The sequence below is a fragment of the Fructilactobacillus ixorae genome (genome assembly GCF_024029915.1).
In the GTDB taxonomy this organism is placed as follows: Bacteria; Bacillota; Bacilli; order Lactobacillales; family Lactobacillaceae; genus Fructilactobacillus; species Fructilactobacillus ixorae.
Map to the genome: position 1 here is coordinate 1105899 of NZ_CP097478.1, position 12096 is coordinate 1117994.

Annotated in this window: 13 protein-coding genes; 8 read left to right on the forward strand and 5 right to left on the reverse strand. The window is 49.0% G+C overall.

The features are described from left to right. The first annotated feature begins 70 nt into the window (after window positions 1–70). From M8332_RS05590 to asnB, 5 genes are all read left to right on the forward strand, one after another. Entirely contained in the window at window positions 71–658 is a 588-nt protein-coding gene (locus tag M8332_RS05590; protein ID WP_252779837.1) for a hypothetical protein, read from the forward strand. Window positions 659–735: 77 nt separating this feature from the next. Beyond that, window positions 736–1245, forward strand: a complete 510-nt coding sequence (locus M8332_RS05595; RefSeq protein ID WP_252779838.1) for a YbhB/YbcL family Raf kinase inhibitor-like protein — start codon at window positions 736–738, stop codon at window positions 1243–1245. Between the two features lie 11 nt (window positions 1246–1256). Further along, window positions 1257–1724 (forward strand): universal stress protein, encoded by a 468-nt coding sequence (locus M8332_RS05600; RefSeq protein WP_252750603.1) that lies wholly within the window; start codon window positions 1257–1259, stop codon window positions 1722–1724. 80 nt (window positions 1725–1804) lie between these two features. Then, a complete protein-coding gene (locus tag M8332_RS05605; protein WP_252779839.1) occupies window positions 1805–2458 on the forward strand; it encodes a helix-turn-helix domain-containing protein in 654 nt (217 codons plus the stop codon). A 130-nt stretch (window positions 2459–2588) separates the two neighbouring features. Continuing rightward, on the forward strand, window positions 2589–4490 hold the full coding sequence (gene asnB, locus M8332_RS05610; RefSeq protein WP_252779840.1) for an asparagine synthase (glutamine-hydrolyzing): 1902 nt from the start codon (window positions 2589–2591) through the stop codon (window positions 4488–4490). A gap of 188 nt (window positions 4491–4678) precedes the next feature. Here asnB and M8332_RS05615 read toward each other — a convergent pair whose 3' ends face one another. Further along, window positions 4679–5050 carry a hypothetical protein gene (locus tag M8332_RS05615; protein WP_252779841.1) on the reverse strand — a complete coding sequence of 124 codons (372 nt, stop codon included), beginning with the start codon at window positions 5048–5050 and terminating at the stop codon, window positions 4679–4681. Window positions 5051–5173: 123 nt separating this feature from the next. Between M8332_RS05615 and pepT the strand changes: the two genes are divergently transcribed. Both pepT and M8332_RS05625 read left to right on the forward strand, forming a co-directional pair. Then, window positions 5174–6424, forward strand: a complete 1251-nt coding sequence (pepT, locus tag M8332_RS05620; protein ID WP_252779843.1) for a peptidase T — start codon at window positions 5174–5176, stop codon at window positions 6422–6424. Next, the gene (locus M8332_RS05625; protein ID WP_252779844.1) at window positions 6424–6906 is read left to right on the forward strand and encodes a methylated-DNA--[protein]-cysteine S-methyltransferase; all 483 of its coding nucleotides are present in this window, start codon (window positions 6424–6426) and stop codon (window positions 6904–6906) included. Before pepT ends, M8332_RS05625 begins: the two co-directional genes overlap by 1 nt. Window positions 6907–7025: 119 nt before the next feature. Here M8332_RS05625 and M8332_RS05630 read toward each other — a convergent pair whose 3' ends face one another. Continuing rightward, on the reverse strand, window positions 7026–8762 hold the full coding sequence (locus tag M8332_RS05630; protein WP_252779845.1) for an ABC transporter ATP-binding protein: 1737 nt from the start codon (window positions 8760–8762) through the stop codon (window positions 7026–7028). A 71-nt stretch (window positions 8763–8833) separates the two neighbouring features. Beyond that, window positions 8834–10069 (reverse strand): serine hydroxymethyltransferase, encoded by a 1236-nt coding sequence (gene glyA / locus M8332_RS05635; RefSeq protein WP_252779846.1) that lies wholly within the window; start codon window positions 10067–10069, stop codon window positions 8834–8836. 390 nt (window positions 10070–10459) lie between these two features. Between glyA and M8332_RS05640 the strand changes: the two genes are divergently transcribed. Next, a complete protein-coding gene (locus M8332_RS05640) occupies window positions 10460–11071 on the forward strand; it encodes a YdhK family protein (RefSeq protein ID WP_252779847.1) in 612 nt (203 codons plus the stop codon). Between the two features lie 51 nt (window positions 11072–11122). Here M8332_RS05640 and M8332_RS05645 read toward each other — a convergent pair whose 3' ends face one another. Next, window positions 11123–11545 carry a DUF4231 domain-containing protein gene (locus M8332_RS05645; RefSeq protein WP_252779848.1) on the reverse strand — a complete coding sequence of 141 codons (423 nt, stop codon included), beginning with the start codon at window positions 11543–11545 and terminating at the stop codon, window positions 11123–11125. Window positions 11546–11769: 224 nt separating this feature from the next. Beyond that, on the reverse strand, window positions 11770–12090 hold the full coding sequence (locus M8332_RS05650) for a hypothetical protein (protein WP_252779849.1): 321 nt from the start codon (window positions 12088–12090) through the stop codon (window positions 11770–11772). Between the last annotated feature and the right edge of the window lie 6 nt (window positions 12091–12096).

A 12096-nucleotide genomic window follows, 5' to 3' on the forward strand; every position in this document is an offset into this window, starting at 1 on the left:
GTAGAATGGCATGGGAATTTAACTCCCATGCCATTCTTCAACTCACTTGAAACGGAGGGAGGAGCGCTTAATGCAAAAACCAGATCCAGAATCAAGGTACCAACGCTATAACTTTGGCAACCAAGCAACTGACCAACCCCAGCCCAAGCAACCCCTGATTTGGCCGTGGATTCTCATGCTCGTGGTCGTCGTCTTGGTTCTCGCGTTTGGTCTGCGGTATGCGATTAGTAAGACCAACAAGTCGCAAGCAACGCAACCCCGCACGCACCAAACCATGCGGTCAAAACCCAAGACTAACGCCACGACCCGGCCGGCGCAATCAGACACCAGCAAGACCCAGCCAGAGCAAAACCGCGGGAATCCCGAGGCGACCCAAGCCACAACTGATGCTGATGATAACCAGTCCGCGCCAGCAACCGAACCAGAAACTACATCAGCAACGAAGGCGACGGCGAAGACCACGGATGATGATGACACCATCTCAACTAGTCACGAATCAGCCTCCAACGATTTTAGTCAACCGCGGACGTTTAGTTCGGTGGAAGATGCCAAAAACTGGGCTAAAGCCACCCAATCACAGTGGTTAGCCGCTGGTTACAATAACTATACCGTAACGCAAAACGGGCAAAATTTTTACGTGTTAGTCTTTACTAAATAAGCAGTGCCGTAGCACTGCTTATTTTTTTCATTTCACGCCAATTAAGTTATAATAAAATAAAAAGGAGGCGTTTCGAGATGAAAATTAACGTTCCTCTCCAAGCTGGATTCTTACCGGATCGTTACACCAAACACGCTGACGCAGCGAATAAAGTTGGCACATATCCGGTGGTTTCTTTTCCAATCGAATTTCAGGAGGTTCCGAGTGAAGCAGCTTCCTTAGCGGTCACACTCCTGGATCCCGATTCGATACCGGTCTGTGGCTTTGAGTACATCCACTGGGTGGTCGCCAATCTAGATCCCCAGTTGACCGAGTTGCCAGCCGATGCAAGTCAATCTGGAGCCGTGGCAATGACGTACGGTAACAACAGTTTAGCCGGGGGACTCTTACACGTTACCGACCAGCAACTGAACCGGCACTACCTCGGGCCGACCCCACCAGATCAACCCCACCACTATCGGTTAACCGTCTACGCGCTCGACCAAAAGTTAGCGTTACCAGACGGTTTCTGGCTCAACCAATTAGAAAGTAAGCTGCCTGGTCATGTCCTTGCTACCGCAACGGCCATCCTACCAGTAAAGAACTAGGGGGAATCATCATGTACAATGAATATAAACACATTTTAGTTCCAGTGGATGGCTCGAAGTTAGCCGAAGCCGCCCTCTTCAAAGCCGCGGAGGTCGCAATTCGGAACGAAGCCCGGTTAGATGTCTTAAACGTTTTAAACACCACTAGTTTCGGCTTTTCGTACGGGGTCGTTGATGGTGATGCCATTACCGACATGGTGAACGACGAACTCGACTACCTCAAAAAACTGATTCAACGGGTGAAAAAAGCCACGGGTATCGAAGACATCCACATGCACCTGCGATTTGGAAGCCCACGAAACGTGATTACCTATGATTTTCCCCACGATTATCAAGTGGACCTGATCATGATGGGGGCAACCGGCAAGAACGCGGTTTCACGCCTCCTCGTTGGTTCCGTAACGAGTTTTGTTAATACCCACGCTCGTTGTGACGTCGCGGTCGTCCGGACGGGCATGGATAACCAAACTGCTGAATAAATCGCGTTAACCCTGTAATTTGCTTACTGGAAATTTTCAGTAAGCTTTTTTTCTGACCACCACCGAAAGGAGCTCGGAGCATGGAGCTTGCCCAACGTTTAAAAGCAGCCCGCACCCAACAACACCTGACCCAGCAGGAGGTCGCCGCCCACATGCACGTTTCCAGAAAAACCGTGTCTAGTTGGGAAACCGGCCGCAGTACGGCTAACTTAGACGTGCTCCGCGAGCTCGCAGACCTGTATCAGGTCGACTTGCCCACGCTCCTGGGTGAACCGGCTCCCAGTCATCCGGCCACGCCCCGGCGCTACCGGGACCGATTCATTCGGTATAAACGCTGGGGGTATTTCAGTAAGTACGCCTACTTTGGCACCGTGGGCTTTACCATGCTGGGCCTACTATTATTAGTGCTTCCGTATCGGGGAACGAGCCTGTTGCTGGTACCTCCTCTCGTGTTGACCCTCGGGATCATCATTCTATACGAGCAAAACTGGTGGACGATTACAACCAACCGCCCCCTGCTGTGGAAATTAGGGGTGGTGACGCCCGTCCTGTTTGTCACTTTGTATCTAACCGGCTACTTATTGAACCAATACGTCTACCACGCGCCGGCGTTTATGCATAACCCTGCCAACTGGTGGGGCTTACTCCTGCTGGCCGGAACCGTCACCGCGGGCGCATTGATGACGATCATCTTCCCGCTCAAACGCCTCACCGTGCGGCGTTCATCCCGGTAACTGCTGATGTAACCGGGGATGTAACCGTTAATTAGACAAATGGAACAGAGATTTCACTGGAAAAATAATTTAAATTACATACAATTAATACTAGCGTTTTTAATTTATCAGAAAAAAGGAGAAGCTTACTATGTGTGGATTTTGTGGTTACATTAACCAAGCGGGGATTCCCAAAGAAGCCATCGAAAACATGGCCAATAAAATTAAACACCGGGGACCCGATGACAGTGGTTACTTCCAAAACGAAGATGTCTCACTCGGCTTTCGGCGCCTCTCCATCATTGACTTGGCCCACGGTGCCCAACCAATGTATGGTGACAACCAATCGCTGGCATTAACCTTTAATGGTGAAATTTACAACTACCAAGAATTACAAAAAGAACTAATTAATGAGGGTCAGACTTTCCAAACTGATTGTGACTCAGAAGTTTTGATCCGGGGCTACGAAGCCTGGGGTCCCAAGAAGTTACTCAGTAAGTTACGGGGCATGTTTGCGTTCGTCATTTATGACCAAACCAAGCACCAGGTATTTGGAGCCCGAGACCACTTCGGGATTAAACCCCTTTACTACTACGATGACGGCACCAACTTTATGTGGGGGTCTGAAATTAAAGCCTTTTTGGGTAATCCCAACTTTAAGAAAGAACTCAATGAAGACCTCCTCGCTGTTCACCTGAGTTTTGAATTTATTCCCTCGAAGGAAACCATGTTCAAACACGTTTACAAGGTGATGCCCGGTCAATACTTTGTGTACAAAGACGGTGCGGTAACGACCGATACTTACTACAAGTACAATTACGATCACATTGACAATCACCAAACCATTGCTGAAGATGCACAACAAATTGAAAAATTGGTTGACGACTCCGTGAAAGCCCACATGATTGCAGATGTGCCCGTTGGTAGTTTCCTTTCCAGTGGGGTGGATTCCAGTTACGTGTTCAACGAAGCTGCGAAGTTACAACCAATTCACTCCTACTCGTTAGGATTTAACGACTCGAAGTTCAGTGAATTAGCTTGGTCCACGAAGTTCGCGAAGGAAATCAAGCAGGAAAATACGCCGATTACCATGACCGGTGACGATTACTTCGACTTCTTACCAACCATGATGTACTACATGGATGAACCGCTTTCCAATCCTTCGGCTCCCCAACTATTCTTCTTATCCCGTGGCGCTAGAAAGGACGTTCCGGTTACCCTCTCTGGGGAAGGAGCCGACGAATTCTTCGGGGGCTACAACACCTACCTCGAAGCCTTCACGTTCGAACGTTACCAAAAGTGGGTCCCACAATTTCTTCGGAGCATGCTCGGCCACGTTGCTGCTAAGTTCCCACGCTTCCACGGTCGGCGGTTCTTAATCCGGGGGGCGGAACCACTGTGGCGCCGTTACTACCGGGTGAACTACGTCTTTGACGAAGTTGATCGGGCCAAGGTCTTAAAGAACCCGGCCCTCAACCGGGATACGGCCGAATACTCAAAGCACATCTTCGATGAAGTGGCTGGTCACGATGAGGTGACGCAGGAACAATACTTCGATATCAACACCTGGTTACCGTTCGATATCCTGCAAAAGGCCGATCGGATGAGCATGGCCAATAGTTTGGAAGTGCGGACGCCGTTAGTTGATAAGGTCGTAGCTAACTTTGCGGCGACGATGCCAACGAAGACCCGGATTACGTTCAAGGATGGCAAACCGGTTACTAAGGCTTCCTTCCGGAAAGCCGCTGCCTCCCAAGTTCCCGAAGTGGTGGCCGATAAAGAAAAGCTCGGGTTCCCATCCCCAATCGCCCAATGGATCAACGATCCCAAGTACCATGGTCGGATTGTGGAAGCCTTCCACTCAGACATTGCCCAACGCTTCTTTAACGTGGACCAGTTAGACTACATTTTGGAACAACATGCGCACGGTAAATCCAGCATGCAAAAGATCTTTACGATCTACACGTTCATTCTGTGGTACGGGGTTTACTTCCCAGAAAACACCAACATGCACTACGATCAAAAAGTGGTTTTAACGCCGAATGATCGGTAATTAAATAGATTAAAGGAAAAGGCAGATGCGAGTGCATCTGCCTTTTTCTATCCAATTTTGCTCTTGGGATACAATTAGCCAAAAATAATACTTTTCCATTTAAGATTGGCAAAACGAAAACATCCGATAGTCAAGATATTATAATATTAGTTAATCTATTAATTAATATTAAAAAGTTCTTGTATCTACTATTTCATTCCCTTAACCGCCGCATCCACATAGCCCAGGAAGAAGAGAAACTGCGCATCATCTAAAGCCGGTGTTACTTCCACGCTCTTGACCGTCAGTTGCGCCTGGTCCTGCGTTGTTGCTCCGGTTTCAGCGCTGAGCTTAATCTCTAACTGCAAGGTCGCTGGCAAAGCAGCCAGTTGGACGGCTTCTGATTCCTGCACAATCTTAGAAAACTGGTCATCCCCCAGTTCGTCCAAGATTTTCCGAATTTGTTGGGTAATAAATTGTTGCCAAAAGTTGCCAAATTCTTGTTGCCCTGCAGCTGTATCCAGTTTGAACGGAGCTTGAATATCTAAGCGACCATCGTTGAGGGTAATTGAAATTTCCATTGTGCTACTCCTTTGTCTGCCTAATTTACCCTCATTATAGCGAAGGCTAGCCAAAAACCCAATTAATTCCCCTAATGATTCATTTATATTATGATATTAAGTAAATAATTGGAGGTCATTATCATGGAAAATTCCCTACAACATCAACTACTCGACCGCTTTTTGGGCTACGTGAAGCAAAATACCCGTTCCAATCCAGATTCAACGACGGTGCCATCCGATGCCAAGGAGGTTGAATTTCTACAACAACTAGCTGCTGAACTCAAGCGCATCGGTCTCAGCAACGTGCGCACCAATCAGGCAACTGGTTACGTCTTCGCTGACCTACCAGCCACAGACGATACTCCCCGTCCGGTCGTGGGCTTCATCTCCCACGTTGATACGGCGGACTTTAACTCCGTCAACATTCAACCACAAGTGGTCGAAGATTACGACGGCCACCGTGTGATTGATCTAGACCAGAACGGAAAATACCAACTAGATCCAGCCGTCTTTCCCAGTTTAAAGAAGTATCAAGGTGACACCTTAGTTACCACTAACGGGGAAACCTTGTTGGGCGCGGACGATAAGGCCGGGGTGGCCGAAATTATGACCGCCATGCAATACCTGGTGAACCACCCGGAAATCAAGCACGGCAAAATCGTGGTTGCCTTTGGTCCCGATGAAGAAATCGGCACTGGTGCCGACCACTTCGATGTTCAGGACTTTGGGGCTGACTATGCCTACACCGTTGATGGCGGACCACTCGGAGATTTGGAATACGAAACCTTCAACGCGGCCGCTGCCACGGTCACTTTCCACGGTACCAACGTTCATCCTGGCGATGCCAAGGACGTGATGGTGAACGCCTCCCAACTCGCGATTGAGTTTCATAACCAGTTACCCGCCACGGATCGTCCCGAAAATACCGATGGGCGCGACGGCTTCTTCTTTCTGGTGGAAATGACCGGAACTTGTGATGAGGCCAAGCTGGACTACATCATCCGGGACTTTGACAAGAACAACTTTGAGAACCGGAAAGCCTTACTGGAAAAGATTACCCACCAACTGAATAACAAATACGGAGCCAACCGCGTCGATCTTGACATGCAAGACCAGTACTACAACATGGGCGAAATTCTGGAAAAGGACCTGACCCCGGTTAACCTCGTCAAGGATGCGATGCATCGACTGGACATCGAACCAAACGTCTTCCCAGTTCGGGGCGGGACCGACGGATCCAAGATTTCCTTCTTAGGGATTCCAACGCCCAACATCTTTGCCGGTCCGGAAAACATGCACGGGCGCTTTGAATACGTTTCCCTCCAAACGATGGGAAAGGCCGTGGACTTAATCGTGCAAATCAGCGAAGACGTTCCCACTAAGACTAAGTAATGCTAGTTCAACAAACATACCACTCGCCCTTGGGGGCAATCACGTTAGCGAGTACTAAAAATGCGTTAGTTGGCCTTTGGTTCCAGGACCAACGCTACTACGGCGCACACTACCAGCTCAACCAAATTCCTAGTCGGCTGACCAAACCAATCCGACTAGCGGAAAATTGGCTCAATCAGTACTTTGCGGGTCAGAATCCCAATCCTGGCGTAGTCCCCTTCCAACTTGAGGTTACTCCCTTTCAAAAACGGGTGCTCACCGCCCTACAACAAGTTCCCTATGGGACCACGACCACTTATGGTGACCTCGCGATGGTGGTTTCAACCCCAGCAGCCCGAGCGGTGGGAAATGCAATCGGTCACAATCCGATTAGCCTGTTAATCCCTTGCCACCGGGTTCTCGGCAAACACGGTCAACTCACTGGTTACACGGGGGGCTTGGAACGTAAACGAGCCCTATTACAACAAGAACAACGATTCTAACGAGAGGCGGTTAAGTAGCAACCTTAATCGGGTTATGTTCCGCTTGTTCCAATCCCAACTAAAAAACTCCCCTAATTGCACCTGCACTTAGGGGAGTTTTTTCTTTACGTTTTAACAATTTATTCTTTAAACTGAATCTTCACGTACTCACGGTACTTTGGCAACGTTTCCAACAACTGCTCATGTGTTCCGTGGCCACTAACTTGCCCATTATCAATAAAGTAAATTTCATCGGCGTCCACGATCGTACTCAACCGGTGCGCAATAATCAAAGTGGTACGCCCCTGCATCAACTGTTGCAAGGCTTTTTGAATCATCGCCTCGGACTCCGAATCCAAGCTCGCCGTGGCTTCGTCCAGCATCAACAGCTCGGGATCTCGCAGAAAGGCCCGGGCAATCGCTAACCGTTGCCGTTGTCCCCCACTAACTTTAATCCCCCGTTCTCCGACTTCGGTATCCAACTGCTGGTCCATCGATCGGACAAAGCCGTCCGCGTAGGCCAACTTCAAAACGTGCCAAAGTTCGGCATCGGAATACTCCTCGTCTAGTCCGTAGGTTAAGTTATGGCGAATCGTACCGGCGACAATCGCTGAATCCTGACTCACAAACCCAATTGCCCGGCGCCAAGCCGCGAGGTCCAACTGGTTAATGTCCTGATCCCCAATCGTAATCTGTCCCGCCGTGGGTTGGTAGTAGCGTTCAATCAGGTTCAAAATCGTGGTCTTTCCACTTCCAGAGGGTCCAACAAAGGCGACCGTGGTGTTGGGTTGGGCAACCACATTGACGTCCTCTAAGACGGGCTGTCCATCTCCATAGGCAAAATCTACGTGTTGCAAAGCTAACGGTTGGTTTTCAAGCTCTGGCTGGGTCGTCTGTTCAAAGACTTCCTCTGGTTCCCGCAAAATCGCTTGGAGGTGTTCAGTCGCCCCGCTCGCTTTCGCTAGCCGAACCGAGAACTGTCCTAAGATTGAAACGGGCGAGATCACTTGAAAGAGGTACATTAAGAAGGCAAACATGGTCCCCATCGTCATCGTTCCGGTAGCAACGCGGTGTGCTCCATAAGCTAAAATACCGACGATTAGGGCCATCATGGTGGTTCCCATTAAGGGATAGGTAATGGCTTCGTAGATGGCTTCCTTCAAGCCAACTCGGTAGAGTCGGTGAATTAAACTTGCCCCACTCTTCTTTTCGTAGCTTTCAGCGTTAGAGGCCTTGACCAAACGGATCTCACTCAACGTATCGTCTACCTGACCACTAAAATCAGCTAGGGTCTGTTGTCGTTCCCGCCCTACTTTCATCGTCCGGTTCATCAATGGTCGGATCAATACAAAAACGAGGGGCACCGCAATCAGCATGATGACCGTCATCTTCCAGTCCATAATGATCATGAAGAGAAAGGCGCCCACCAGTTGGAAAATCGACGTCACGGCATTCGGAAACGAGCTTGCTAATAAGTCTTTAATCTGGTCTGAGTCGTTCACGAGTCGGGAAGTCAACTGGCCGACCTTCACGTTATCAAAGTAGGGTACTTTGAGATGAATCAATTTATTCCACACCCGACGGCGCAAATCCGCTACCACCCGTTCTCCAAACGAACCGAGTAACCCCCCGGAAACAGCATTAATCACGGCACTGCCAATGAACAACGCAATGATCCCGACCAGGAGCCGAACGTCCACGCCGTTTTTAAAATTATTAACCAACGTCTGGGCAAACTTTGGTACCACTAATTGACCGAGTGTCGCAATCAACCCCAGTCCGAGTCCCAGCCACAGTTGCCAGTACTTCGGATGTGTATCACGCACTAGCTTAATGAAACTCCGGAGTTGAAACTTTTTCGGTGCTTCTTTCTGCATAATAATCCTCCTGCTTCCTAATCATTAGAAATACTTCTATCTTAGCGGATTGTCGCCAAAATACAACTAATTTATCGCGTGGCTGGAAACTGCTGGGTCAAGCGTTGCAATGCTCCTCGGGCCGTCGTTAGTTTGGCTTCGTCATGAGGATAATTTAAAACTGTTCCGATTAGTTCCGCCACCTCCTGCACCGCTGTTGCCGAAAAATTCCGACTAGTAATCGTCGGAGTTCCAATTCGAATTCCTCCCATTGTATTTCCGTTTTCTAAGGGAAGTAACTCCTTATTCGTCGCAATCCCCACCGAATAGAGGAGATCGGCCGCAGCTGCCCCGGTCATCCCGGTCGCCCGCACGTCAAGGGTCAGCTCGTGGTTGACCGTTCCTCCCGTTACCACCCGGATATTCGGGGTTTCGTGCAAAACGTGCGCCATTAGCTGCGCATTTTGTACCACTTGTACAGCGTACTGCCGAAACGCTGGTTGCTGCGCCTCACGGTACGCAATCGCCTTAGCGGCCACAATCTGTTCTAAGGTCCCACTCTGGGAGCGGGGGAAAACCGCTTGGTCAATTTGGGCCCCATACTGGTGTTTCGCTAAAATCATGCCCCCGCGTGGTCCCCGTAATGTTTTATGGGTCGTCGAAGTCACTACGTCTGCGACTGAAACCGGACTCGGCAAAACACCCCCTGCAACTAACCCAGCAATGTGGGCCATGTCAACCATCAGGTAAGCACCGACGTCATCCGCAATCGCCCGAAAGCGCTCCCAGTCAATTAATTGACTGTACGCGGAAGCTCCTGCAATGATTAGCCGGGGGTGCCATGCGCGGGCCTGCCGTTCAATCTGAGCGTAATCCAGGCATTCCGTGGTCGGATCAACTCCGTAGAATTGCGCATCGTACAGTTGCCCCGAAAAGTTATGGGCTTGCCCGTGGGTAAAGTGGCCACCGGCGTGTTCGCTCATCGCCAAGATCCGATCCCCTGGTTGTAAGAAAGCTGCATACACGGCCTGATTCGCCTGCGTTCCCGAGTGCGGAAAGACGTTGGCATATTCCGCTCCAAACAAATCCTGGGCTCGTGTGCGCGCGATTTCATCGATGCGGTCAAGTGCTTCGTTCCCGGGATAAATTCGGGCGCCCGGATAGCCCACGGCGTACTTATTGGTTAACACCGAACTTTGCACGGCTCGCACCGCTTGAGAAGCAATGTTTTCTGATGCAATTAGTTCAATCACGTGTTCCTGCCGCGTGGCCTCGGCCTGAACTGCTTGCCAAAGCTCTGGATCCTGGGCCTGCCAATCATTGTTCATCTGCAATTCCTCCCTAATTAAAAACAGACGCCCCTGTACTGATTCGTACAAGGGCGTCTGTGCACTGTTCCAACTTATTTTACCGCTTACTCACGCAACCGGCCTCACTGTCTTGTCATTAAGACCACTATTTAGATTATAATAATGCATCCTTAACTGCCTTCCCGGGTTCCCTAGACGTTTTTTGCAGTTGCCAAACGCTCCCTGAACTAGGTCCGTTCCCGGTACTCTGTTTAAGTTGGTCTTAGGATACTAAACGGAGTTCGGCTTGTCAATGTCTTTTCAAACGCTAGGTCCACCTTGCAAACTAAATGCTGGTAATCACAAACTGCAAAGCATACAATTAAATTGTCGATATTTAAAATTAAATTTCTAAAGGAGCTGTCACTGATGATGAAACACAAGTTAATTACAGTTGCTACTTTAGCTAGTTTAGGCCTTTCGACCGCTACGGGAATCATTCCTACGGTTAATGCCGCTAGCAACCAGCAAATGAGTAGCAAAAAGATGGATCACAAGAGCGATGACATGAACATGAACGACCAGAACATGGACAAGGGCATGAAGATGGAAATGGATCACAACGGTAAGTTACCAACTGATCTGAAAAAAGCCAGTCATCCAAAGTACAAAGTAGGCTCCACAGTTAAGTTGACTGCCAACCACATGCCAGGGATGAAAGGTGCTACGGCGACGGTTGCCGGCGTTTATGACTCCCCACTCTATGTCATTGACTTCAAAGACACCAAGACTAACCAAGAAGTTAAGAACCACAAGTACGTGGTTAAGTCCGAATTAAAGGCTGACCAGGGTCACAAATTAGCGAAGGGAACCAAGGTTACCATCAAAGCTGACCACATGGCCGGGATGAAGGGGGCCAAGGGTAAGATCGTGAAGGTTTGTGACGGTCCCGCTTACGCCGTTAACTTTACCCCTACTAACGGTGGCGAAAAGTACACTAACCACAAGTGGTTAAGTCAAGCAGAAATGAAAAAAGACTAATTTAACCTAAAAATCCTGAACTGGAAGTTCCAGTTCAGGATTTTTTGCTTGCTAATTATCAATGTTATCCATCATGCCATCCAGCGCATCCGCCAGGTTCGCCATGAACTTCTGCACGTTTTGTACTTCGCTATCTTCGTCATACGGATCGTTATGCGACGAAAGTAACAGGATTTCCTTGTTCGTCGATAAAATTGACTGCTTCAAATCAGAAATGCGACCGGAAAAGTCAAAGAACGAATCAATTCCTTGAATAATACTCATCGCCACCCCAGACAGGGATACGATTGCAAGGTACTTAATCTCGTGAGACGACATCGAAACCAGGAGCGGAATCGACGCCGATAACACGATTCGGGTAATGTTACTAATGCTCGACAACACCCGGTAATAGGTTAACTTCTTGCGTAACCGCTCGACGGTCCCCTTGGCCTGGTCAATGATTTGTACTTCTGTGGGAATCTCAGTTGTCATAATCTACTCTCCTCTAAATTTTTCATAAAAAAAACGATGTTTTAAGTAGTCACCCTACCTAAAATCCCGTTCTTAATTCCTTGCTGTTATTGTGAGTAAAGGATGCGTCCCCTCGGAGTCGAACCGAGATTATGAGGACCGAAATCTCATGTGCTATCCGTTACACTAGGGACGCCTTACGTTGTTTATTTTACTGATTTCATCCCCACTTTGCAACCAGTGGTTTAGCGCGATCCCGCGATTTTCAGCGCAGCGGCTTCTAGGTCCAACAGCATTTGCAACGAATTGGTTTTAAAGTCGTCCACGAGGCTCTTCCCCTGAGCGTGGTAGGTCCCTAATGGACGCCCCATGACACTCACAAACGCTAACGTCTGATCATCAACTGGTTGCACCGAATCGTAGTGCCCGTCTTCGGCGTTATCCAAGTAATTTTGCAATAAATCACAAATCGTTTCGTACACTAACGCGGTTTCTGTAATTGTATCACCCGTGGCCTGGCGCTCCGCCAACCGCTGGTGGACTTCTTCCATGTTTTCTGGAATCATCGTAAA

Excerpts from the sequence above, each read along its gene's own strand:
- M8332_RS05650 (WP_252779849.1), bottom strand. The coding sequence starts at position 12,090 with ATGATTCCAGAAAACATGGAAGAAGTCCACCAGCGGTTGGCGGAGCGC.
- asnB (WP_252779840.1), top strand. The coding sequence starts at position 2,589 with ATGTGTGGATTTTGTGGTTACATTAACCAAGCGGGGATTCCCAAAGAA.
- M8332_RS05625 (WP_252779844.1), top strand. The coding sequence starts at position 6,424 with ATGCTAGTTCAACAAACATACCACTCGCCCTTGGGGGCAATCACGTTA.
- M8332_RS05600 (WP_252750603.1), top strand. The coding sequence starts at position 1,257 with ATGTACAATGAATATAAACACATTTTAGTTCCAGTGGATGGCTCGAAG.
- M8332_RS05645 (WP_252779848.1), bottom strand. The coding sequence starts at position 11,545 with ATGACAACTGAGATTCCCACAGAAGTACAAATCATTGACCAGGCCAAG.
- glyA (WP_252779846.1), bottom strand. The coding sequence starts at position 10,069 with ATGAACAATGATTGGCAGGCCCAGGATCCAGAGCTTTGGCAAGCAGTT.
- M8332_RS05615 (WP_252779841.1), bottom strand. The coding sequence starts at position 5,050 with ATGGAAATTTCAATTACCCTCAACGATGGTCGCTTAGATATTCAAGCT.
- M8332_RS05640 (WP_252779847.1), top strand. The coding sequence starts at position 10,460 with ATGATGAAACACAAGTTAATTACAGTTGCTACTTTAGCTAGTTTAGGC.
- M8332_RS05630 (WP_252779845.1), bottom strand. The coding sequence starts at position 8,762 with ATGCAGAAAGAAGCACCGAAAAAGTTTCAACTCCGGAGTTTCATTAAG.
- pepT (WP_252779843.1), top strand. The coding sequence starts at position 5,174 with ATGGAAAATTCCCTACAACATCAACTACTCGACCGCTTTTTGGGCTAC.
- M8332_RS05605 (WP_252779839.1), top strand. The coding sequence starts at position 1,805 with ATGGAGCTTGCCCAACGTTTAAAAGCAGCCCGCACCCAACAACACCTG.
- M8332_RS05595 (WP_252779838.1), top strand. The coding sequence starts at position 736 with ATGAAAATTAACGTTCCTCTCCAAGCTGGATTCTTACCGGATCGTTAC.
- M8332_RS05590 (WP_252779837.1), top strand. The coding sequence starts at position 71 with ATGCAAAAACCAGATCCAGAATCAAGGTACCAACGCTATAACTTTGGC.